Source organism: Halomonas sp. BC04 (assembly GCF_000568385.1).
Genome location: NZ_AZQX01000177.1, coordinates 1 through 19,840, shown reverse-complemented (window position 1 = coordinate 19,840; position 19,840 = coordinate 1). Strand labels below are relative to the sequence as shown.

The window sequence follows — 19,840 nt, the reverse complement described above, 5'->3', positions numbered from 1 at the left end:
AAGATACGTGCCACTCCATGCTGTTCGACAAAAGCAGCCACGTCGGGACTGGCAGTAATCATCATGAATTGGAGCCCGCTCATTTTACTTCCTCCTCGACGTCCTTATCCTCTGGCAATCGACCATTGAGTTTATCTCGATAGCTACGCCAGTTAAGCTCTTTACCGCCATAGATAGGACTACCTGGTGCTATCACCTTGAGTGTCTTGAAAATTATTCCGATATCATTGAGGAAGCTACGGCGTTCCACATATTCAATATCAAAGGCTAATTGCCTCAACCAGTTCAAGCTACGACGCCCACGCACTTGCGCAAGACCAGTAAGCCCTGGACGCACATTGAAGCGTTTCATATACTTTGGCGGAACAACATCAACTTGCTCCATCAGAACGGGACGCGGTCCTACCACGCTCATGTCACCCTTGAGTATATTGATGAGCTGAGGTAGTTCATCAAGACTCATTGCACGAATGAGTCGCCCTGCACGAGTTATGCGCGGGTCTCGGCCTTCACTGACCACCGGCTCATTATGTTGGTCAACCTCTTCGGGAGAACGGTGCACCATGGTGCGAAACTTGATCATGTGGAATGATTTGCCATACAAACCGGCACGACGCTGAAAAAAAAACACAGGCCCAACGCTGTCCAGTTTTATCCAGCAAGCCAGGAGTAGCATCAAGGGTGAAATAAAAATCAAAACAACCGTGCAAATTACGATATCAAAAGATCGCTTTAACAAATTACTCATATCAGCCCCACTGCATTGACAATTATCAAAATATATTTTTTAATATACATATTATCAAAAACACTGACTCGATTAGCAGAAATATTTCATTTTTTTCAAAACAAGAAATCTGCTTGTCGTGACAAAAAAGACACAGATAAATTAATAGCCATTCTTATTCTTCATCTGCAAGAAGCTTCGCCCTAATTCACCCATCTTATGCACACTGAAAATTCAGGAAATCTATTGGCCAGAAAATCAGCATGGCTCATGATATTGGAAACTATGATTGTTTTTTTTGGGCATATTCATGACGCCCTTTTAGTTTAAGTGATCTTTTCTTAAGTTCTGAAAATTTTCCTGATTTTACACAGTCTTCGTGGACAAGGCTAACACAAACTGGTATTACTGAAAGACTAAAGTGTCTTGCTATTGCAAGCCTATGCCTGCCTCCATGGGCCTGGATTAACTCCCCTTCCCTACCAACAAACACTTCTATTCCACCCATCTCTCTAAAACTATTTCTTTTTAACTCGAATTGAGACTTCAGATACTTTGTTTCTTCAACATTTTTTATAAGCTCATCAAGTTTCTTAAAACGATTCTCAGCTAAAACTTCCTTGTCTTTTCTGTTAATGTTGGTTAGCGCTATGGTTTTTGAGACATTGCGTTCAAACTCACCAACCTCTTGCCAAGACCTACCGGATCTTAGTTTTTCTATAGTCTGTCGATAACTTCTCAAACAGTTTATTGGAACAATCATCTTGTCCCAATCCCCCCCCACGATAAACTGATTCTTGAGAGCATTTATCATTGTGCGATCCTTGACAAGATATGTTGGAATATACGAAAGATGCTCGGGAAGGTTTGTTGGATTGAATCTTGTATATGAATTAATTTGAGATGGCTCACAGTAAAGAAGCTGGTATTTTAGTGGGGCATTCAGTCCATACTTGAATTTGTTGACAATATCTACCTTATACGCATTAAAACGACGAACAACACCTTTTTTTAGAACAGAGTTTAAAATATTTCTCATTGCCATGGTGTTCCATCCTATAAGTTAGTCAAAGGATATTCGAACCGATATTCGAACCGGTAGGTTCATCCCATGACGCACGCACACGTTACTATTTTGCCAAGCGCACCTTTATGGAGTTAAAGGAAGAAGCTGCCAAAATTACAAACAAGGCAACAAATTTCGATTTATGACGAATAGCCGTCCCAATATTTGTTACACCGATGGCGAAAATAAATGTCAAAGCTCCAAATATAAGCAGCAGTGCAATACATTCTTCTTTCCGCTTAATGAGATGCCAGCCTTTATAGACTCGCCAGGCGAGAAAGATATAAAGCATCGAGGCCACCAGTCCTAACAAATGACGAGGAGTCTTGATATCCCACGGGAAGGGCGCAAAGTTGAAATAGATAATTCGGGCGGGGATCAACCAAGGCTGTGCATAGGGGTTACCAGTCGCAATGGAGCCAGGATAAGCGGATCCCCCTTGCGGATCCCGTTCGAATCGAGACTCAATGGCTCCACCTACCGCCCCCTCTTCAGTACCTATTTCAACCCCCTTGCCCAAGGAAAGCCCTCCACTAAATGTTATGATACTCACTGCAACAATAAATACCGCCGCCGATACCATCATCCGCTGCACATCATATTTCCTGATAAGCGAATTTCTGGCCTCCATCAATAATTTAGTCATAAAATATGCCATATAAATGGCAACTCCAACGAAAGCTCCAATCCATCCCGGATGAAACATGACTGCAGCTGAAAAGAATAGAAGCCCCAACATAATTCCTGATATAGATTTTCCACCAATCCATTTAATGAAGAAGTATAAGCCAAGCAAAAAGCACAGGGTGGATACTTCCTCACGTAATGATATTACTGAATTGAACGCCGCAAACGGATATAGTGCAATAATATAGGCGGATATTACAGCAGCCTTTTTCCCAAACAGGTCATAGACAATCAGTGCGGTCAGGGCCACAATCAAGTGTCCAAATAAAAAGTTCATGGAAGACAGTATAAAGTCAGAGATACCAACCAATTTATGGACAACGGCCCCTAACCACGAATAAAAAAAAGCCGACGAGATATCGAGAATTTCAAAGAGCTCTCGCCACTCCAGCTCTGACCACTGTTGGGCTATTCTCCTGAACCGCGCACCGTCCCGATGTGCACCAGGAGGCGAAAATATCTTGGCATAATCAAGAACTATCAATATAACACGAAACAGAAATGCAAACACTAGCGGCCAGAGTAACCAACGGTGGCGCAAGGCAAACAACAGGCAGCATACTGCTGTTATGGCAAACATGATCATGATAAATAAGTAAGGATCCATATGAATTTCATTACCCTGCTTGATAAAATTCTTAACTCTATCGCCATTAACAGCATGTACACTTATTTTACAAAAGCTTTCTTTCAGGTGGAACTCTCAGTCAACGTTATTTTTTATGCCTCACTACGACCTGAAAACATGTACATATCACACATTCCCAGTAGAGTTATAATGGGAATGCTCATCATTTTCCAACAAGGATTGATAAACAACAAGATGTGCATTTACTGAAGATGCTATGCCATACTGGCTGGACCATTTTATAGCATTTAAATGTAATACTTTCCTGTATTCATAGTCCTGAATAAGGCTACGCAATGCTACAGCATAGTTATGAACATTGCCGTCAACAACTATGCCATTCTGTACTTGGTTAACGATTTCTGCACACCCACCAACATTGGTGACGATGACAGGCAACCCAGTCATCGTTGCTTCTATTTGTGCTATCGGCAATCCTTCCCATGCAGATGACATGACAAAGATATCCGATGCATACAATAACTCTTTGATGTTTAAAACATTTCCCAAGAACGTTACTTTATCGGACAACCCTAACTCCAAAGTAAGAAGCTCCAGCTCTTCACGCTTGGCCCCTTCACCAGCAATACACAGCTGAAAGTCGAGTTCCGCGAGTTCAGATAGAGCATGGAAAAGTAAATTCAAATTCTTCTGAGCCGAGAGAGTGCCAACGAACACTAACTTGACTGGAGAGCTATTTTCGTAGGTATCTTTTACCTTTACTCGTCTTCCAGAGACACCATTGTCTATTCGATGCACATTTTTTCGCGTAAGGCTCCTGAGTAGGTTGGTACATGCCTGACATATCCCAATATACGATGAAACACGAATATCCAGAAGATGATAAATAAATTCTGGTGCGCCTATCTTGATGTTATGGTGCGTATAAATAATCTTACACCGAGGCGCAAAAAGGGAAAAAATGGCTGCGTAATATAGATGTGTGTGGATGATATCGGGCTGCCACTCTTTGAAGGCTTTTCTGACCGCAAATATCCCTATCAACGGATTTTTTCTGGAAGCTTGCCCTATAAATACGTAACCTATTCCATTGATTTTAAGGAGTTCAAGAAACTCTTCTTCGAACTCAAGACTCCTTCCGGTTTCTTCCGCACGGTCAATGAAAACAAGAAAAATAGCATGTCTCAATTTCGACATTTCGATTGCCAAGTCACGAACATAGATCTCGGCACCACCCGATGCAGCCGACGAGAGGATATGCATGATTTTCATTGGGAAGCCTGTGCATTGAGCATAGTAAATATCCCCAGGCAAAGCCGGGGCTTTATATTGTTACCCCCTCAAAGGGGCAAGAACCGGAGCCGCCTGAAGGCGGCCATCCTCACATGTAAAACTTGAGCTGATCATAATGCTCATCCGCCTTTTCCTGGTTAAGGATGTAGGCCCGAACCATATCTTCATCCAGCCCAACTGTCGCAACAAAGTAGCCTCTTGCCCAAAAGCTCTCACCATTTAGACTTTTAAAAATTCTTTGACATTTTCTTTGGCATTTTGTATCAACATTCTATCTTTAGGGAGTCGCTCCAATCTCTTATTGGAAATATACTCTTCCAGCCTCAAGATTTGACAAGATTTATAGAAAGCTATTTTAGCATATGCTTTCATAATCTTATATTTTTTAAAATCAGATTTGTTGCGGGCTTTAGCTATCTTGGCTGAACACAACTGGGTCTCAATTATTTTTTTTATATTTACGGGATGATCGATTTTGTAATAAAATAATCTTTCTGATAGTCTAGCAAAGTTTGAGAAGCTTACTGTTCTTTCCCACAGCTCTTGGTCCTGGCACTTACTAAGCAAAGCATCGTATTTGTTATTTTTAAACCAGTCAGTTTTGCCCATTACCGATGGATGAAGTATTGCAGACCCTTTTGCGATGTTTTCGAAATTGAGCAACTTGGTCTCTTCGAAGTTTGTATGACTAACAATTTGAAAAGGATCATCTATAAACAAGTAGTAACCTGTCGACAAAATGTCTATTATAGGATTGCTTTCAAGATATTCTTTTTGCTTTCTTAGCCTTTCAGGATGCATAATGTCATCAGCATCCATTCTTGCCAAATATTTTGTTTTTGTTAATTCAATACCTTCATTTAACCTTGTAGCCAAACCCAAATTCTTTCCATCAGAAAAGACTCTGACTTTTTTTTCTTCAAAGCGTAAAGCTATATCTAGTGAGGAGTCTGTGGATCCATCATCAATCAATATAACACAATCCGGCGTGGTAGTTTGTTTTATTATGGAAATCAACGCGCGAGCCAGTGTTCGTTCACAATTTTTAAACGTCATTACAACTGTAACATCATCACGCTCACTCACAGCCCGCCCTCCTAGATGTGCAGTAAGCTCCCCCCTGTAAAGGCGGTGGCTTTATATTATTAGCCCCCCAAAGGGGCAAAAATTGGAGCCGCCTGAAGGCGGCCATTCTCACATGCCAAACTTAAGCTGATCATAATGCTAATCCACCTTTCCCTGGTTACAGATGTAGGCCCGAACCATATCTTCATCTAGCCTAACTGTCGCAAAAAAGTAGCCACTTCCCCAAAAGCTCTTGCTAGTAAAGTTCTTTGCTCTTCCCATAAAATGCCTTGCCATCGAACGGAATCGCACTTTTCCCCATGATATAGAATCCTTCGGCGGAATGCTGATACACATGTGGACGTGGTCACGCATCAGGTGGCCTTCGTCTATTTGGCACTCCTTCTGCCTTGCCAGCTCATGGAGCACTTCACCAAGGTGCTTACGGATCGCACCGAAAATGACTTTATTTCGCTTGTCGGGATGAAAACAACATGCTAACTGCAATTCCATGTCGTATGGGCAGGGACTCTGACACTCTCTCATTGGAAACATCCTATCTATTGGCCGAGATTAGAGGTTCCCTATGACCGCATCACACGGTCAAACCTCGGGAGTCCCCCGGCAAAGCTATGGGACTACTTGGTTTATTTAAATTCTGATAATATTTTATATGCCAAATCACGCCCTCTGCCTCTAATGCCTCTAACCTTTCCAGCTTTCTTTGATTCCCAAGGTAAGCTCGTTTAGCACTCGCTTCTTTTCATTGCTGATTGAATCGTTGTTCGTTATTTCTATGATACTTGCTATGTTGCCTTGCTTGTCAATCTTGACCAAAACACAAGGAACACTCAGCCTTCTACACAATTCGATTTTTATCCACTCTTTGGATCTCTGAAACTCCATCCTTTCCTCCACTGAGGCGAAACCACGTTTTATTGACCATTCCTGCCAAATGCTTAAATCTCCTCTTATGGCAAGCCTTTCGACGCTCAAGGATGGTGGTAAAGAAAAAAGGACCACGATATCTGGCTGCCCTGAAATATGCCTTAGAACACTTGCCAAGTCTTCAGGACTCTCTGAGATTTTCGGATTAACCCAATCGCCGAGCTGAAGAAATCCTTGGTCCCTGACATAATATTTACTCTTGTCTCTAAGACTCTTTGACATTGCTCCAAAAAAAGCAAGTAACGCCAGTCGTGGCGCTTTTTTTTCCCCACACAGCTGATGTTTCAAGAAAAAATAATTCACGATGAATGTGGGTAAAAATTGAGCCGAAAGAAAGCAGGAGATCACAAGCCAAATTTTTTTTACGGGATCACCTTCTGTTCTGACAGTAACAAAACCCCGATCACGAAGCAGTACAGCGATCGATGTTTTTCCTGAACCGGGTGGTCCGGAAAATTCTATTAGCATATTTTTCCCTGCGACTTTTCTCAAAGATGTGATCAGGCATGTCGATATACTTGAGCCAAGCAATTTTTCAGCACACTACTGATGAATCATTGTTCTTCCTATAACACTATAACACCTTGCTCAAGGTGGGGACATGCCTCTCGGTGTATCGTATGCACATACACCGGTATTCTATCTACCTCAAGAATCTGGCAGATAATCAACCTATGCAGTCCACCCGAATTTCTGATCAACTCACCACTTCGCCCCACATTGATGAACATAAAGTCTTTATAGAACCCTTTTCTTTTTATCATTTTCTCATCAATTTTTCTCTTGCTGATGGACTTATATAGGCTTTCTATATTGTTCATTTTTCGAAAAAAATACGCATGATCATCAGCTTTTTCTACCCACGCATTGGTTGACGATGCAGGATGTTCAATCTTCAGTCGGGATGGATATAGATCAGTCTTACTCCACTTCATTCCCAGGCAGAATCTCTGATATATTCCTCGATATAATGCAGTATCCTTTATGGGTAAGGTTTTCAGATCCCAGTCTCCAGACAAGACCTTCCCGTAACGCAGTATGGATATCCTACCTCTTTTATCAAAGCCCCTCCTCGGCTCGCCCGCCTGCATCAAGACAATCTTTTTGGGATCAATCCAATAGGTCTTCCACTTGCTCTTCAAGGGCCAGCCATGAGTCGGAACAAGCGCGTTACAGGTAATTAAGCAGTTGTTTATAATTGTTTGAAGACTTGGAATCATCGGCGCCCCCGCTTTTCTTCCCAGTGTATTTGTTTATCGATTTTCTTCAGGTTGCAGTTTTGATACGAGCATATTTTTTTTCCCTATCACTCTATGAAAAATATCCCCAGCCTGATCAAGTGAATAGAGCCCACTTATTACATGAGGAAAGTATTCAATCGCCTCTTCAGTTAATACCCTCCTGACTTTGATATTGATCTCGGCTATATCAAGCACAGCACACATCATCACTCTATGCTGGCCCTGTTCTATCATCCACCTCCAATCTCCTTCGTTATTCACCAGCACGTCTGCTTCAACAAAACCTCCCCGATGACTTGGGGAATCTATGAATCCATTTCTTCTGATGGATTCAAACAACCTTCCAAATTTCCATATTTCTGCCTCTATCTTGCTCCTGCTGGAAGGACCCCAATGTTGTACTCCATGTTCTTTTGCCAAAGATTTTACCAATTTACCATTTTTGATGACGGCTGATTTTTCATCTTTCAGATAAGTATAGAGTGACCATGGCCACGGCGGGTTGTTAGTATGGCTCGGTAGTGGAAGTTCATCAAATTTCGAGGAATAATTAATTCCAATACATTCCCACAATCCACTGGGCTGATAATCAGCATAGTAATCGAAAATTTGATTTCGGATCAACTTTTCAAATTTGCTTCGATCACTTGAATCAGCCGCTTGGCGAAGGATCTTAACAATGGGGTGGGTGTGATCAATCGCACTTCCATTAGCTTTCCATCTGGCATCCTTGACTTTTGCCATCATGACTACCGGCTTATAATAAACAGCGGCAATCCTGGGGTCTGGAAACTGGTAACGGAAGTCCACGAAGGATTCATTTACCGCATAAATACTCAATCCGACGCTAGACAAAATTTTTCTGACAGTTTTGACTATCTGCTTGTTCATATGATCATCTTCATGCGTCCAATTCGGGTCATACGAAACCACTTTTTCTCATAGTAAAAGAGCCGCATGACAATCAATATACCAGGCACAATCAAAGCTCTTTATGGGATTTTTCACGGAAGTCAAATTCGCTAAACAGCGTATTTTCCGAGATTTTAATGATGTGCTTTGCAAGACTATCGATGTAATCAGATACTGGTACAGCGGTATTGATACTGAAAACCTCGCACCCCCTCTTTTCCAGAATTCTCTCTACCTCTTTGCTTATTTCGATAGATTTGTTAAGATATTTAATTGCGGAGCTCTGGCTGCCGTCACGCTTTTCTACCCTTGTCTTCAGAAGACTATCTGGCGCTGTCACATGGATAGCCAGGATGGGTAGTGGCATTATCGTGTAATATGGCTCCAGATTCTCGTGATAGTTGATATCCTGAAAGCTCAAGCTAATGCCTCTCTGTATAAAGGATTCGTCTTGTAACGCGACCGTGGCTTTGTCACTTGATTCCATAAGAGCACAATTTGCAATTGCTTTTACGAACCAAAACATTCTCTTAAGTTCTAACTCAGCATTAATTGAAGCATACCTTCTGTTGCCAACCGTCACCCTCCATATGTCTTCAAGAGCTGGCAGTCCTTCATACTTATTGATACTTTGCCATGCCGCTGAATTGATGTGTTTGAAAATAAATTTCTCTTCAACAAAATTAAACAAAAATGATACTTTGTAAGCCAAATATTCCAAGATGCTGTCACGTTTGACTTGTTCAAGAAATTCCAGTTTTTCGATCTGTCTTTGAGTCAATATCTTATCTTTATTTTTAATAATAATCTTGTTTTTCGACAGCGCTTTTAAAACAGTCGACTTTCCTGCCCCCATAGGGCCAAACATTTCAACTCTAGAGGCCATATAAAATAGTTCCTGGAGTGAAAGTTAAAATCATAGCAGCATCACGAAACAGTCAGGATAAATCAGCCATTTTCCTGAAGAGAAAGTTTCGCTTGACCAAGTCATTATATGATCCAGCATCTATTACATTCCCTTCCTCCATCAGATAGATACAGTCACACCGCTTTACAGTGGCCAGGCGATGGGCAATCATGATGATAGTCTTCTTGCCGGAAAAATCGTGGATGGCTTCCATTACCAACTTTTCGGTAATACCATCCAAGGCACTGGTTGCCTCATCAAAGATCAGCACTTCCGCATCGTTGTACAGCGCACGAGCGATACCGATCCGCTGTCTTTGACCTCCGGAAAGTTGAATACCCCGCTCTCCTACCCGTGTATCAAGTCCATCAGGAAGTTGTGACAACAGCTCATTGAGATTCGCCATACTAGCAGCCCGCTCAACCTGTGCGGGGTCTATTTTTTCAGGCGGCAGACCGAATGCAATGTTTTCTCTAATGCTGGCATCAGCGAGAAATATGGCTTGCGGAACAAATCCCAGGCTGTTTTGCCAAGCACGCATTTTACTTCCCAGTAGCGGTTGTCCATCTACCAACAGCTCACCGCTATCTGGTTTTATCAAACCTAAAATAATATCAATAGCTGTGGATTTTCCTGATCCTGACGACCCCACCAGGCCTATGACCCGTTTGGCAGGCACCGTCAATGAAACACCGTCCAGCGCTGGACTGCTCTTGTTCGGATAACGAAAGACAACATCACGCAACTCAATGTTTTCTTTTGGCACAAGATAGCCGGCCTGCTCGGGAGGTGAAGGGGAGTTATGCTCGGCATATCGGCTAGCATAGAGGTCATCACGAATACTTTCGTAGCCGGCCATATTGCCGCGTATCGTCGAAATATTAGAGTAGATCATCTGAAAAGCCGGCAAAATCTTAAAGCCCGCCAATGCATATACAGAAAGAATCGGCAGGATGGTGCCGAGGTTACCGTGGTGTGCTGCCAGCAGATACAGTACCAGGAAGATGACTGCGCCAAAGGCCACCAGCTCCATTGCATAGCGCGGTACCTGAGCCAAGGTCTTGTTGATGCCCTTCGCACGACCATACCGCCTGCTGATTTTTTCAAAACGCTCATTGAATACGGCTTGCCTACCCAGCAGCAGGACATCCTTGATGCCGCCAAAGCCTTCCATCATCAGCTTGAAGCGCTCACCCTGAGTGCGGGAAATGGACGCCCCATTGGCAGACAGGCGGCGTCGTACGGTACGATACAATAGCAGATAGGCGGCAAGAAAGACGCCTACCCCTACCGTCGCTACCAATGGGTTGTACAGGAAGATCGCTGCTGCCATCAGCGTCGTCATCACCAGTTTGGCGTTGATATGAAGCAAAGGTGTAATGATATTTTCCGTGACACGTCGACATTCCTGGAAAATCCTGCTCGTCAAGTTTGTGCTGCTGCCGTTGGCGTGATATAGCCATGGTTGCTGCATGTAGTGATTGTAGAGCCGTATACTGAGCTCAGCACCCAACTGGTGGGCATACATCGATAGTCGCCAAATGGTAAACATTGAGATCAGGGCAGCCAGAGTCAGCGCTGCAAGCACGGCCACACCCAGCCAGAACAGGAAGTCGGTCGGCTCACTGAAGCCGCTTATTTGATACAGTTTTGCCAGAACCCCATCACCCTCCAGACGGCTCATATCACCAACTAATGCCATAAATGGGCCAATGGCGACAACACCTGAGACTTCTGCGATAGCCATGATCACGATCAGCACTTGCAATCGAAGAAGACGTCGGCGCTGCTCCTTGGTCAGCAGAAAATAAAGATCTTTTAGATTTGACAGCATAGCTATAGATCGCCGCTTCCAGTTAAGATGTTTTGCTCAATTCATTTTAGCGATAATTATATTGATAGTAACCATAGTGACTTGCTGCCGTTGATGCTTTACGCTCCAAGGCATTGAGAATGACACCTTGTACGTCCACGCCATTGCTTTCCAAACGCCGCTTGGCCGCCTGGATCTCGCGAACTGGATTTTTCTCGAAACGTGCAACAAGCAACGAAGTTTCACAGTGCTTGCCGACCACGCAGCCATCCGTCACGGCCAGCACGGGGGGCGTGTCGAAAATGATCAGGTCATAGCGCTTATCAAGCTGTAGCAAGCCTTCTACGAAACGGGGTTGCATGAGTAGCTCAGAAGGGTTGGGCGGCACCCTGCCCCGGGGAATAAACGACAGGTTATCGATGCTGGTTTCTTTAATGATATCGTCCAGTTCCAATTGCTTGGCCAGATAGTCGGCGAGCCCCTGCTCGCCGCGCATGCGAAAAGCATGATGGATATGCCCCTTTCGCAGGTCCGCATCGATGAGCAGCACCTTCATGCCGGCCTGTGCGGCCACAGCAGCCAGGTTAATGGAAACGAAGCTCTTGCCAACACCGGGACTGGGACCGGAGATCATCAGGCGGTGGTTGCGCCCCTCGAGCATGGCGAAGTGCAGACTGGTACGCAGGCCTCGTATCGCTTCCACGGCGCTATCTGTCGGGTCTCGCTCAGCCAGCACACCGACCATGATATCCCGCCCCGAGTTGCGCTTGTTCTTCCAGCGCTTGACCCGGCGTGCCAGGCGCTGCTGCTGGTTCGATAGTGGAATCGTGGCATAGACGGGCATACCCGCCGATTCAATCTGGTCGGGCGTTTCTACACCGCGCTTGAACAGGGCCCGTAACAGCACCAGTCCAACTGCCAGGGTTAGTCCCAGCAGAGTGGCTAACACCGTGATCCGTGACCGTTGGGGGGCGACCATGCCCCTGATTTCGGCCCGGTCGATGATACGGATATTGCCGATGGTGCCAGCCTTGGCGACCTGAAGTTCCTGCACCTTATTGAGAACATTGATATAGATTGCCTGGGTCACCTCGACATCCCGTGTCAGGCGAAGTACCTCCTGTTGAGCCGCCGGAAGTTCGTTGACCCGATCGTTTAGCTGAGATTTCTCATTCTGCAAGTGGCGCTTCTGTCGCAACAGTGTGCGGTAGCTGGGATGGCTATGCGTATAGCGTTGGGCCATTTCGGCTTCCTGGAATTCCAACTCGTTGATCCGGCGCTCGATATCGATATAGCGCTGGACGGCCGCCTGCGCCTCACTGGACAGATCGACGCTATCCAACTCCGCCCTGTAGCTGTTGAGGCGTTCTTCGGCGGCAGTCAACTGACTGCGTAGTTCCGGTGTTTGCTCTTCCAGAAATGCCAGGCTCTGCTCGGCCTGGGCCGACTGACGCTCGACATTCTGCGTCAGGAACGTATCGGCCACCGCGTCCAGGGAGCGCACGATCTCCTGCGGGTCAGGACCTGTCATGGTGAGACGCAGCACCCCGGTTGGTGAGCCACGCCCCCCGGCGGCTTCGGTAATCTGCAGCCTGCCACCGAGTGAACGGATATCTCCATTGCGATTGCGCTTCGCCAAGCGGAACTGGGCGCCTGGCGCGGCATTGAACTCGTCGATGAGCAGTTCCATTTCGCCATCGAGGAAGGTGTGAAGTTGTCCGATATGGCCATCGCCAATGTGCTGCTCATTGAGCATCACGCGGTAGCGCTCCTCGCTATCGCGCTCGACGACCACGACATGGCCTCGCCGGTGCTCTGCCAGGACGAAGCGTGCTACTTCGAGGTTCTCACCGCCCCATACATAGGCTGGCGCTCCATGAAGGAGGGCTGAGGAATTCCGCTGCTCAACACATAGTCACTGATATACGGCAGCATAATGGGAAAGTCCGGGCGCTGGATGCCCTGACGCACCACATAGTCACCAATGATGGGCATCGTCACCGGGCGGATAATGTTCTCCTGGCCCAGTCGATCGACAGCATGGCCAAGCACCATGCGTGACTGGAGAATCTGGATCTCTGCCGAGGTATTAGTGAGATCACCGGCCCCGCCCAGTGCATGGCTCAGGTCCCCCAGCGGGCTGACCGTGGAGCGCCGCTCTACCTGTACGAGAGAATCCCCCTCGTAGATCGGGGTTGCCAACTTGCCCTGCACGATGCCAAAGAGCATGAAGAGTACAGTGACAATGGCAATAATCCACTTGTGATCAAGCAGCACGCCGAACAGGCGGCCCAGGTCGATCACCTCTTCCGCAGGAGGCTGTGGGGCTGTATCAGACATAAGGGTATCATTGACCTTTAGTGTATCGGCAGGCACAAGCGGCCTTCCAACATCGCGGCGGCTACCGGGCTACGACAGATATTGCAGCGGCAGGTCACCAGAAAAGTGTCGAACATCAGCGATTAAAGATCCCCGAGCTGCGTCGCCGTGCCAGAAATCCTTCCCGGGAAAGTTAGCGAGGGCAGCAGCTGGCTGATCACGCTGTTCCAGCGGGATATCGGGGCCGCCGTCACGTAGATCACATCTTGCGGTTGCAGCGGGAAATGGGTACCCATGGTCAGGGCCGTGGCGTTATTGATATCCAACTGATAGACGGTGGCTATCTTGTCGCTTGTTTCCGGCTGAACGCGGATCACGAAGATGCCCGAGGGTCTTGCCCGTATCTCGTCTATTCCACCGGATCTCGCCAGGGCATCGGTGAGGGTGATTCGCTCGTTGCCAAGGTTCAGGTTGCCCGGCGAACGCACCTGGCCAAGCACCGCGACATTCTGGGTCTCGCGGGTGGGCACATGCAGCACATCGCCGTCGCGCAGTAGCCGGTTCTGGGTTTGATCGCCATCGCGCAGTAGGGCATACAGCGACAGTGACTCCTTACGGCCATCGCGATTGAGAATCACGTTGTGCCAGTCGCCGTTTTCGGAAGCCCCGCCCACCTCACTGATGGCGTCGAGGACGGTCATGGGCACACTGGTAATCGGTAGCGTTCGGGCAGAACCGATAGCGCCGCTGACATAGAGCTTCTGAGAGCGATAGGCCGCGACACTGACATCGACCTGGGGGTTGGTAATAAAGCTGGCGAGGCGGCGTGTCAGGAGAGTACGGATCTCATCCGTCGTTCTACCTCCAACTTGGACACGGCCAATATAAGGATAGAAGATAGTACCATCAGGGCGCACGGTGTTACCCGCTTCTACCGCACTGCGCTCGGCACCGGCAGGAATGGTCAGTTCAGGATGGTCATAGACGACGATGCTCAGCACGTCACCCGGGCCGACCCGATACTCATAGTGTTCGATCTCGTCACGCAGGCTGGCGGGCATCAGGGTGGCCACATCGCCGTTGAGCTCACGGCGGTACTGCGCCACCAGCTGGGGGGTGATGGCCTGTATATCGACCAGATGATCGATATCCGGCGTCTCCGCGCTGTAATCGATATGCCCACCCGGCGCCATGACACAGCCAGTAAGACTTGCCATTAACACTATGGCCATTATTCCGTTTAGCCTGCGTAGACGTGACATTTTGCCATCCTTATCTCATGTCGTTGGATGAGATTTGTTATTATATTTTTTGAACCATATCTAAAGAACTAAGTTTTTCCCACGCTACCGCCCGGGAGTCTTTATATGGCGTTCTCCGGAGCCGATATGCACTCGCCGTGCACATGCGCCAAGCGCACGTGAACACTATTTAATAAAACATAAGAACTGCATCTGACTACACAAGATTACATTGTATGGGGCGGTTCTGCGTTCACCATTTTTCTCATACTTTGCCTTGAACAAGATTATTCGACGACAAACCGGACAATCACAGCCTTTTCGACCACCACTCTGTGATTATGCAGACAGATACATCGAAAAATTTATCCAAGGAATGTGTTACTGTCAGGAAACAGGAGCACGAAAAAAGCCGGTCGGAACGACCGGCGCAAGATGAAATACCTAGTACTTTGACTCAGACACTGGAAGGAGGTCAGAACACCCGATTGAGACCGTTCTGCGCCGCCACCCGATAGGCTTCGGCCATGGTGGGGTAGTTGAAGGTGGTATTGACGAAATATTTCAAGGTGTTGGCTTCACCCTTCTGCTGCATGATCGCCTGGCCGATGTGGACGATTTCCGAAGCCTGGTCGCCGAAGCAGTGGATGCCGTAGATCTCCAGGGTGTCCTGGTGGAAGAGGATCTTGAGCATCCCGACGGTATCGCCGGTGATCTGGCGCGGGCCGTATCCTTGAAGAAGGCCTGGGCCACTTCATAGGGCACCCTGGCCTCGGTCAGCTCGCGCTCGGTACGGCCGAAGGAACTGATCTCGGGGATGGTGTAGATCCCCGTGGGCACCTCGTTGACGTAGCGGTAGTCCCGATCGAGCAGCTCGTCGCAGGCGTTTAGGCCCTGATCGTAGGCGGCACTGGCCAGGCTCGGCCAGCCGATCACGTCCCCGGCGGCGTAGATATGGGGAATCGAAGTCCGGTAATGATCGTCCACCTGCAACTGCCCACGGCCGTTGGCCTCCAGGCCGATATTCTCGAGCCCCAGCTCGTCGGTATTGCCGGTACGACCGTTGGCCCAGAGAAAGGCATCGGCACGCAGCTTCTTGCCCGACTTGAGGTAGACCGTGACGCCGGACTCATCGCCCTCCACGCGCTCGTGCTCTTCATTATGACGGATCAGCACACCATGCTTGCGCAGGTGGTACGAGAGCGCGTCGGAGATCTCGTCGTCGAGGAAGGAGAGCAGGCTGTCGCGGTTATTGATCAGGTCCACCTTGACGCCCAGACCTGAGAAGATCGAGGCATACTCGCAGCCGATGACCCCCGCCCCGAAGATGATCAGGGTACGAGGCGTATGCGACAGGCTCAGGATGGTATCCGACTCGTAGATGCGCGGGTGGCGGAAATTGATATCAGCCGGCCGATAGGGCCGCGATCCGGTGGCAATGACGATCTTCTGTGCGACAAGCTCTTCCAGTGCTTCCTGGCGATCACGGATCAGCAGCGTATGCTCGTCCTTGAAGCGTGCCACACCGCTGAACAGATCGATTCGATTGCGGGCGTAGAAGCGGGTGCGCATCTCGACCTGCTGGTCGATGGTGATGCGCGATCGTTCCATGACCCGGGGAAAGGAGAACCAGCGGGGCTCACCGATATCGCGGAACATGCGATTGGTATTGAAGGCCATGATCTGCTTGACCTGGTGGCGTAGCGCCTTGGAGGGAATCGTGCCCCAGTGGGTACAGTTGCCGCCCACCGCCGGCTGTTTCTCCACGATCGCAACCCGTTTGCCATGCTTGGCGGCATTGATGGCCGCACTCTCACCGGCAGGACCGGTCCCGATCACCACCACGTCATAGTTATGAACTGCCATGGGCTCTCGCGTCTCCTTTTCCCTAGTTCAATGGTTGAGGATGGCTATCAGCGCCGGGTTGCGTCATATCCCAGGTCGGCGCCGCGGCTTTCGTCACTCTTGCGACGGGCGCTGGGGCCGTTCTTGCGATTCTCTTCCTCGCAGATCTCATCCTTGCCGCCGCAGACCTCGCAGCCGTCCTTGAGGCCCAGGTTGTTGAGCCCGCCGCAAGAGCCGGCAATGGGCTTGCGCCCCATGATCACACCAATCGCCATGGCAGCCATGACAAGCAGCATGAAACCTAGAACCATGAAAAAGATATTCATGTTGCGCTCCTCTGATTAGTACTCGAGCCACGGCTCCATCGCCGCGGAGTAGAGAATTTCAATACCCTGTGGTGTCTTGACAACGAACCGGGCGGCACTATCCATCGCCAGGGCCTGGCTGGGTGTCGTACCCTGCTGCTCGGCTGCCATCAGCAACAGCGCCTGACGCGACGCCTCGCTGGCAGTTTCAGCCACCACGCTGATGCCAAGGGTTCTGGGCAGAGTGGGAATCGCCACCGGGGTGGGCCTGACCAGACGGTGCACCAGTGCCGCGTCCGTCAGGTTGATTCGATGCCCCGCGCCCTGCTCCGGCATCCCCGCATGCTCCAGGGAGAGCCACCAGCCTCCCCGGGGTGGTCGTCCACGGGTGCGAATCACGCCACCGACCTCGACCATCATGTGTTCGACGTCATGCTCGGTCAGCCACTCCGTGAGGCGATCGACGGCAAGCGCGTGTATCAGGCGCTCCAGCTCGTCGCCAAACGAAACCGGGGCAACTGACAATATCCCTGGGGTAGCGGAAAAGGCAGCCGCCAGCGTGCCAAGGAGGACTTCTCGCTGCTGCTGGAGCTGTGACAGTTCACCTTGTATGCCGACCGCGATACGTTCGCGCTGGTGTGCCTCGAGATCGGCATACAGGGTGATATGGTAACCCGTGCCCAGGGCGGTGCCCTGGTACAGCTGTTCCTGAAGATGGCTGCGACAGGCACTCAGCAGTGCCATGGGCAGCATCACCAGCAGGAACATGAACAGGGCTGGCCCACCGTGGGCCAGCCCTGAAAATCGCCGTGAGGCGAGTGAGATCATCCGCCAAAGTCGTCCAGCAGGATATTCTCGGGTTCCACGCCCAGATCAAGCAGGAGCTTGATCACGGAGGCGTTCATCATGGGCGGCCCGCACATGTAGTACTCGCAGTCCTCGGGAGCCGGATGGTCCTTGAGGTAGTTCTCGTAGAGCACATTGTGGATAAAGCCGGTGGGGCCTTCCCAGTTGTCCTCGGGCAGCGGATCGGAGAGCGCCAGGTGCCACTCGAAGTTGGGATACTCCTCGGCCAGCTTGTCGTACTCCTCGTTGTAGAACGTTTCACGCCAGGAGCGCGCACCGTACCAGAAGGATATCTTACGGTCGGTCTTGAGTCGCTTGAGCTGGTCGAAGATATGGCTGCGCATGGGTGCCATGCCCGCACCGCCACCGACGAAGACCATTTCCGCATCGGTCTCCTTGGCGAAGAACTCACCGAACGGCCCCATCACCGTGACCTTGTCACCCGGTTTGAGACTGAAGACATAGGTCGACATCAGCCCCGGCGGATGGTTGGTGTTGGGCGGCGGCGTGGCGATCCGGATGTTGAACTTGAGGATCCCCACCTCTTCCGGGTAGTTGGCCATGGAGTAGGCGCGGATGACTTCCTCGTTGTTCTTGTGGGAGAGCTTGAACAGGTCGAACTTCTCCCAGTCGCCCCGATACTCTTCCTCGATATCGAAGTCAGAGAACTTGATATCGTAGGGCGGCGCCACCAGCTGCACATAGCCGCCGGCCCGGAAGTCAACGTTCTCGCCTTCGGGCAGCTTGAGGTTGAGCTCCTTGATGAAGGTGGCGACATTGGGGTTGGAGATGACCTCGCACTCCCACTTCTTGACGCCGAAGACCTCCTCGGGGACCTCCACCTTCATGTCCTGCTTCACCGGCACCTGGCAGGAGAGGCGCCAGCCTTCCTTCTTCTCGCGCATGGTGAAGTGGGACTCTTCGGTGGGCAGGATGGCACCGCCACCCTCCTCCACGCGGCACTTGCACTGGGCACAGGAGCCGCCGCCGCCACAGGCCGACGACAGGAAGATGCCGTTGGCGGCCAGGGTGTCGAGCAGCTTGCCCCCAGCCTGGGTGCTCAGAGTGTGTTCGGGGTCGCCATTGACCTCGATGGTCACGTCCCCGGTGCTCACGAGCTTGCTGCGAGCGGCCAGGATCACCAACGTCAGACCGATGACGATCAGGGTGAACATGAACACACCGAGCAAGATGACAGATGTTGCAACCATGTCGGTTTCCTATTTGCTGTGAGTAACCTGATTCCCGGCGGCGGCGGCCGCCGCCGGAAACGCGCACTGGCTCAGAGCTGAATGCCGGAGAAGGACATGAAGCCCAGCGACATCAGGCCCACGGTGATGAAGGTGATGCCCAGACCCTGCAGGCCACCGGGCACGTCGCTGTACTTGAGTCTCTCGCGAAGACCGGCCAGGGCAGTGATCGCCAGCGCCCAACCCACACCGGAGCCGAAACCGTACACCACCGACTCGCCGAAGTTGTAGTTGCGCTCGACCATGAACAGCACGCCGCCAAGGATCGCGCAGTTCACGGTGATCAGCGGCAGGAACACACCCAGGGCGTTGTAGAGCACGGGCACATACTTGTCGAGGAACATCTCGAGAATCTGCACCAGGGCGGCGATGACGCCGATATAGCTCAGCAGGCCCAGGAAGGAGAGATCGACGTTTTCCGTACCGCTGATACCGGTCCAGGTCAACGCCCCTTCCGCCAGCAGGCCATTGTAGATGACGTTGTTGACCGGCACTGAGATGGTCAGCACCACGATGACAGCGATACCCAGGCCGAAGGCCGCCGAGACTTTCTTGGACACCGCCAGGAATGTACACATGCCCAGGAAGAACGCCAGGGCCAGATTCTCGACGAAGACCGAGGCTACGAAAAGGCTAATATAGTGTTCCATGTTACACAGCCTCCTTCGGCGCAGTATTGGGCTTCATCTCGAACTCGTTCTCTTCCACCTGCTCGGGGTGCGCTTCACGAATCACCCAGATCAGCAGACCAATAATGAAGAACGCCGACGGCGGCAGCAGCAGCAG

General features: G+C 49.7%; 17 protein-coding genes and 5 pseudogenes. All 22 read right to left on the bottom strand.

Features of this window, described 5'->3' with window-relative positions:
* Nucleotides 1–79 precede the first annotated feature (79 nt).
* A complete protein-coding gene (locus Q427_RS12525) occupies nucleotides 80–748 on the bottom strand; it encodes a sugar transferase (protein WP_043514325.1) in 669 nt (222 codons plus the stop codon).
* A 262-nt stretch (nucleotides 749–1,010) separates the two neighbouring features.
* Entirely contained in the window at nucleotides 1,011–1,772 is a 762-nt protein-coding gene (locus tag Q427_RS31300) for a hypothetical protein (RefSeq protein ID WP_155833554.1), read from the bottom strand.
* An 85-nt stretch (nucleotides 1,773–1,857) separates the two neighbouring features.
* Nucleotides 1,858–3,087 (bottom strand): ArnT family glycosyltransferase, encoded by a 1,230-nt coding sequence (locus Q427_RS12520; RefSeq protein WP_043514323.1) that lies wholly within the window; start codon nucleotides 3,085–3,087, stop codon nucleotides 1,858–1,860.
* 147 nt (nucleotides 3,088–3,234) lie between these two features.
* Complete coding sequence (locus Q427_RS30095; protein WP_081785975.1) at nucleotides 3,235–4,341, bottom strand: glycosyltransferase; 1,107 nt, start codon at nucleotides 4,339–4,341, stop codon at nucleotides 3,235–3,237.
* Nucleotides 4,342–4,450: 109 nt separating this feature from the next.
* Nucleotides 4,451–4,591 (bottom strand): annotated as a pseudogene (locus Q427_RS30090) (transposase); the annotation flags it as partial.
* The gene (locus tag Q427_RS12510) at nucleotides 4,582–5,418 is read right to left on the bottom strand and encodes a glycosyltransferase family 2 protein (protein ID WP_231613674.1); all 837 of its coding nucleotides are present in this window, start codon (nucleotides 5,416–5,418) and stop codon (nucleotides 4,582–4,584) included. The gene Q427_RS12510 and the pseudogene Q427_RS30090, both read right to left, overlap by 10 nt.
* A gap of 168 nt (nucleotides 5,419–5,586) precedes the next feature.
* Nucleotides 5,587–5,912, bottom strand: a pseudogene (tnpA, locus tag Q427_RS12505) (IS200/IS605 family transposase).
* A 220-nt stretch (nucleotides 5,913–6,132) separates the two neighbouring features.
* A complete protein-coding gene (locus Q427_RS31295; RefSeq protein ID WP_155833553.1) occupies nucleotides 6,133–6,843 on the bottom strand; it encodes a hypothetical protein in 711 nt (236 codons plus the stop codon).
* A 98-nt stretch (nucleotides 6,844–6,941) separates the two neighbouring features.
* Complete coding sequence (locus Q427_RS12495) at nucleotides 6,942–7,517, bottom strand: hypothetical protein (RefSeq protein WP_043514318.1); 576 nt, start codon at nucleotides 7,515–7,517, stop codon at nucleotides 6,942–6,944.
* Between the two features lie 111 nt (nucleotides 7,518–7,628).
* Entirely contained in the window at nucleotides 7,629–8,507 is an 879-nt protein-coding gene (locus tag Q427_RS31290; RefSeq protein ID WP_155833552.1) for a hypothetical protein, read from the bottom strand.
* A 91-nt stretch (nucleotides 8,508–8,598) separates the two neighbouring features.
* Nucleotides 8,599–9,414 (bottom strand): hypothetical protein, encoded by an 816-nt coding sequence (locus Q427_RS12485; protein WP_043514313.1) that lies wholly within the window; start codon nucleotides 9,412–9,414, stop codon nucleotides 8,599–8,601.
* A gap of 52 nt (nucleotides 9,415–9,466) precedes the next feature.
* On the bottom strand, nucleotides 9,467–11,269 hold the full coding sequence (locus Q427_RS12480) for an ABC transporter ATP-binding protein (RefSeq protein ID WP_043514311.1): 1,803 nt from the start codon (nucleotides 11,267–11,269) through the stop codon (nucleotides 9,467–9,469).
* A gap of 46 nt (nucleotides 11,270–11,315) precedes the next feature.
* A complete protein-coding gene (locus Q427_RS12475) occupies nucleotides 11,316–12,779 on the bottom strand; it encodes a polysaccharide biosynthesis tyrosine autokinase (protein ID WP_442905485.1) in 1,464 nt (487 codons plus the stop codon).
* A 156-nt stretch (nucleotides 12,780–12,935) separates the two neighbouring features.
* Nucleotides 12,936–13,076, bottom strand: a pseudogene (locus Q427_RS36890) (hypothetical protein); the annotation flags it as partial.
* 5 nt (nucleotides 13,077–13,081) lie between these two features.
* On the bottom strand, nucleotides 13,082–13,588 hold the full coding sequence (locus Q427_RS34000) for a Wzz/FepE/Etk N-terminal domain-containing protein (protein ID WP_051496327.1): 507 nt from the start codon (nucleotides 13,586–13,588) through the stop codon (nucleotides 13,082–13,084).
* Between the two features lie 122 nt (nucleotides 13,589–13,710).
* Complete coding sequence (locus Q427_RS12470) at nucleotides 13,711–14,799, bottom strand: polysaccharide export protein (protein WP_269321234.1); 1,089 nt, start codon at nucleotides 14,797–14,799, stop codon at nucleotides 13,711–13,713.
* A gap of 484 nt (nucleotides 14,800–15,283) precedes the next feature.
* A pseudogene (gene sthA, locus Q427_RS12465) lies at nucleotides 15,284–16,674 on the bottom strand (Si-specific NAD(P)(+) transhydrogenase).
* Between the two features lie 47 nt (nucleotides 16,675–16,721).
* The gene (gene nqrM / locus Q427_RS12460) at nucleotides 16,722–16,979 is read right to left on the bottom strand and encodes a (Na+)-NQR maturation NqrM (RefSeq protein WP_043514307.1); all 258 of its coding nucleotides are present in this window, start codon (nucleotides 16,977–16,979) and stop codon (nucleotides 16,722–16,724) included.
* Between the two features lie 15 nt (nucleotides 16,980–16,994).
* Nucleotides 16,995–17,786: an FAD:protein FMN transferase gene (locus tag Q427_RS12455; protein WP_043514303.1), complete on the bottom strand. Its 792-nt coding sequence runs from the start codon at nucleotides 17,784–17,786 to the stop codon at nucleotides 16,995–16,997.
* Complete coding sequence (gene nqrF, locus Q427_RS12450) at nucleotides 17,783–19,015, bottom strand: NADH:ubiquinone reductase (Na(+)-transporting) subunit F (protein WP_043514300.1); 1,233 nt, start codon at nucleotides 19,013–19,015, stop codon at nucleotides 17,783–17,785. Before nqrF ends, Q427_RS12455 begins: the two co-directional genes overlap by 4 nt.
* Before the next feature lie 71 nt (nucleotides 19,016–19,086).
* Complete coding sequence (nqrE, locus tag Q427_RS12445) at nucleotides 19,087–19,704, bottom strand: NADH:ubiquinone reductase (Na(+)-transporting) subunit E (protein WP_043514297.1); 618 nt, start codon at nucleotides 19,702–19,704, stop codon at nucleotides 19,087–19,089.
* 1 nt (nucleotide 19,705) lies between these two features.
* Nucleotides 19,706–19,840, bottom strand: a pseudogene (locus tag Q427_RS12440) (NADH:ubiquinone reductase (Na(+)-transporting) subunit D); the annotation flags it as partial.

Bases quoted from the DNA above. Each gene is read 5' to 3' on its own strand.
- Q427_RS31300 (WP_155833554.1), bottom strand. From the start codon at position 1,772: ATGGCAATGAGAAATATTTTAAACTCTGTTCTAAAAAAAGGTGTTGTT.
- Q427_RS12510 (WP_231613674.1), bottom strand. From the start codon at position 5,418: ATGACGTTTAAAAATTGTGAACGAACACTGGCTCGCGCGTTGATTTCC.
- Q427_RS12480 (WP_043514311.1), bottom strand. From the start codon at position 11,269: ATGCTGTCAAATCTAAAAGATCTTTATTTTCTGCTGACCAAGGAGCAG.
- Q427_RS34000 (WP_051496327.1), bottom strand. From the start codon at position 13,588: ATGTCTGATACAGCCCCACAGCCTCCTGCGGAAGAGGTGATCGACCTG.
- Q427_RS12520 (WP_043514323.1), bottom strand. From the start codon at position 3,087: ATGGATCCTTACTTATTTATCATGATCATGTTTGCCATAACAGCAGTA.
- Q427_RS31295 (WP_155833553.1), bottom strand. From the start codon at position 6,843: ATGCTAATAGAATTTTCCGGACCACCCGGTTCAGGAAAAACATCGATC.
- Q427_RS30095 (WP_081785975.1), bottom strand. From the start codon at position 4,341: ATGAAAATCATGCATATCCTCTCGTCGGCTGCATCGGGTGGTGCCGAG.
- nqrM (WP_043514307.1), bottom strand. From the start codon at position 16,979: ATGAATATCTTTTTCATGGTTCTAGGTTTCATGCTGCTTGTCATGGCT.
- Q427_RS31290 (WP_155833552.1), bottom strand. From the start codon at position 8,507: ATGAACAAGCAGATAGTCAAAACTGTCAGAAAAATTTTGTCTAGCGTC.
- Q427_RS12455 (WP_043514303.1), bottom strand. From the start codon at position 17,786: ATGATCTCACTCGCCTCACGGCGATTTTCAGGGCTGGCCCACGGTGGG.
- Q427_RS12470 (WP_269321234.1), bottom strand. From the start codon at position 14,799: ATGGCCATAGTGTTAATGGCAAGTCTTACTGGCTGTGTCATGGCGCCG.
- nqrF (WP_043514300.1), bottom strand. From the start codon at position 19,015: ATGGTTGCAACATCTGTCATCTTGCTCGGTGTGTTCATGTTCACCCTG.
- Q427_RS12525 (WP_043514325.1), bottom strand. From the start codon at position 748: ATGAGTAATTTGTTAAAGCGATCTTTTGATATCGTAATTTGCACGGTT.
- nqrE (WP_043514297.1), bottom strand. From the start codon at position 19,704: ATGGAACACTATATTAGCCTTTTCGTAGCCTCGGTCTTCGTCGAGAAT.
- Q427_RS12485 (WP_043514313.1), bottom strand. From the start codon at position 9,414: ATGGCCTCTAGAGTTGAAATGTTTGGCCCTATGGGGGCAGGAAAGTCG.
- Q427_RS12475 (WP_442905485.1), bottom strand. From the start codon at position 12,779: ATGACAGGTCCTGACCCGCAGGAGATCGTGCGCTCCCTGGACGCGGTG.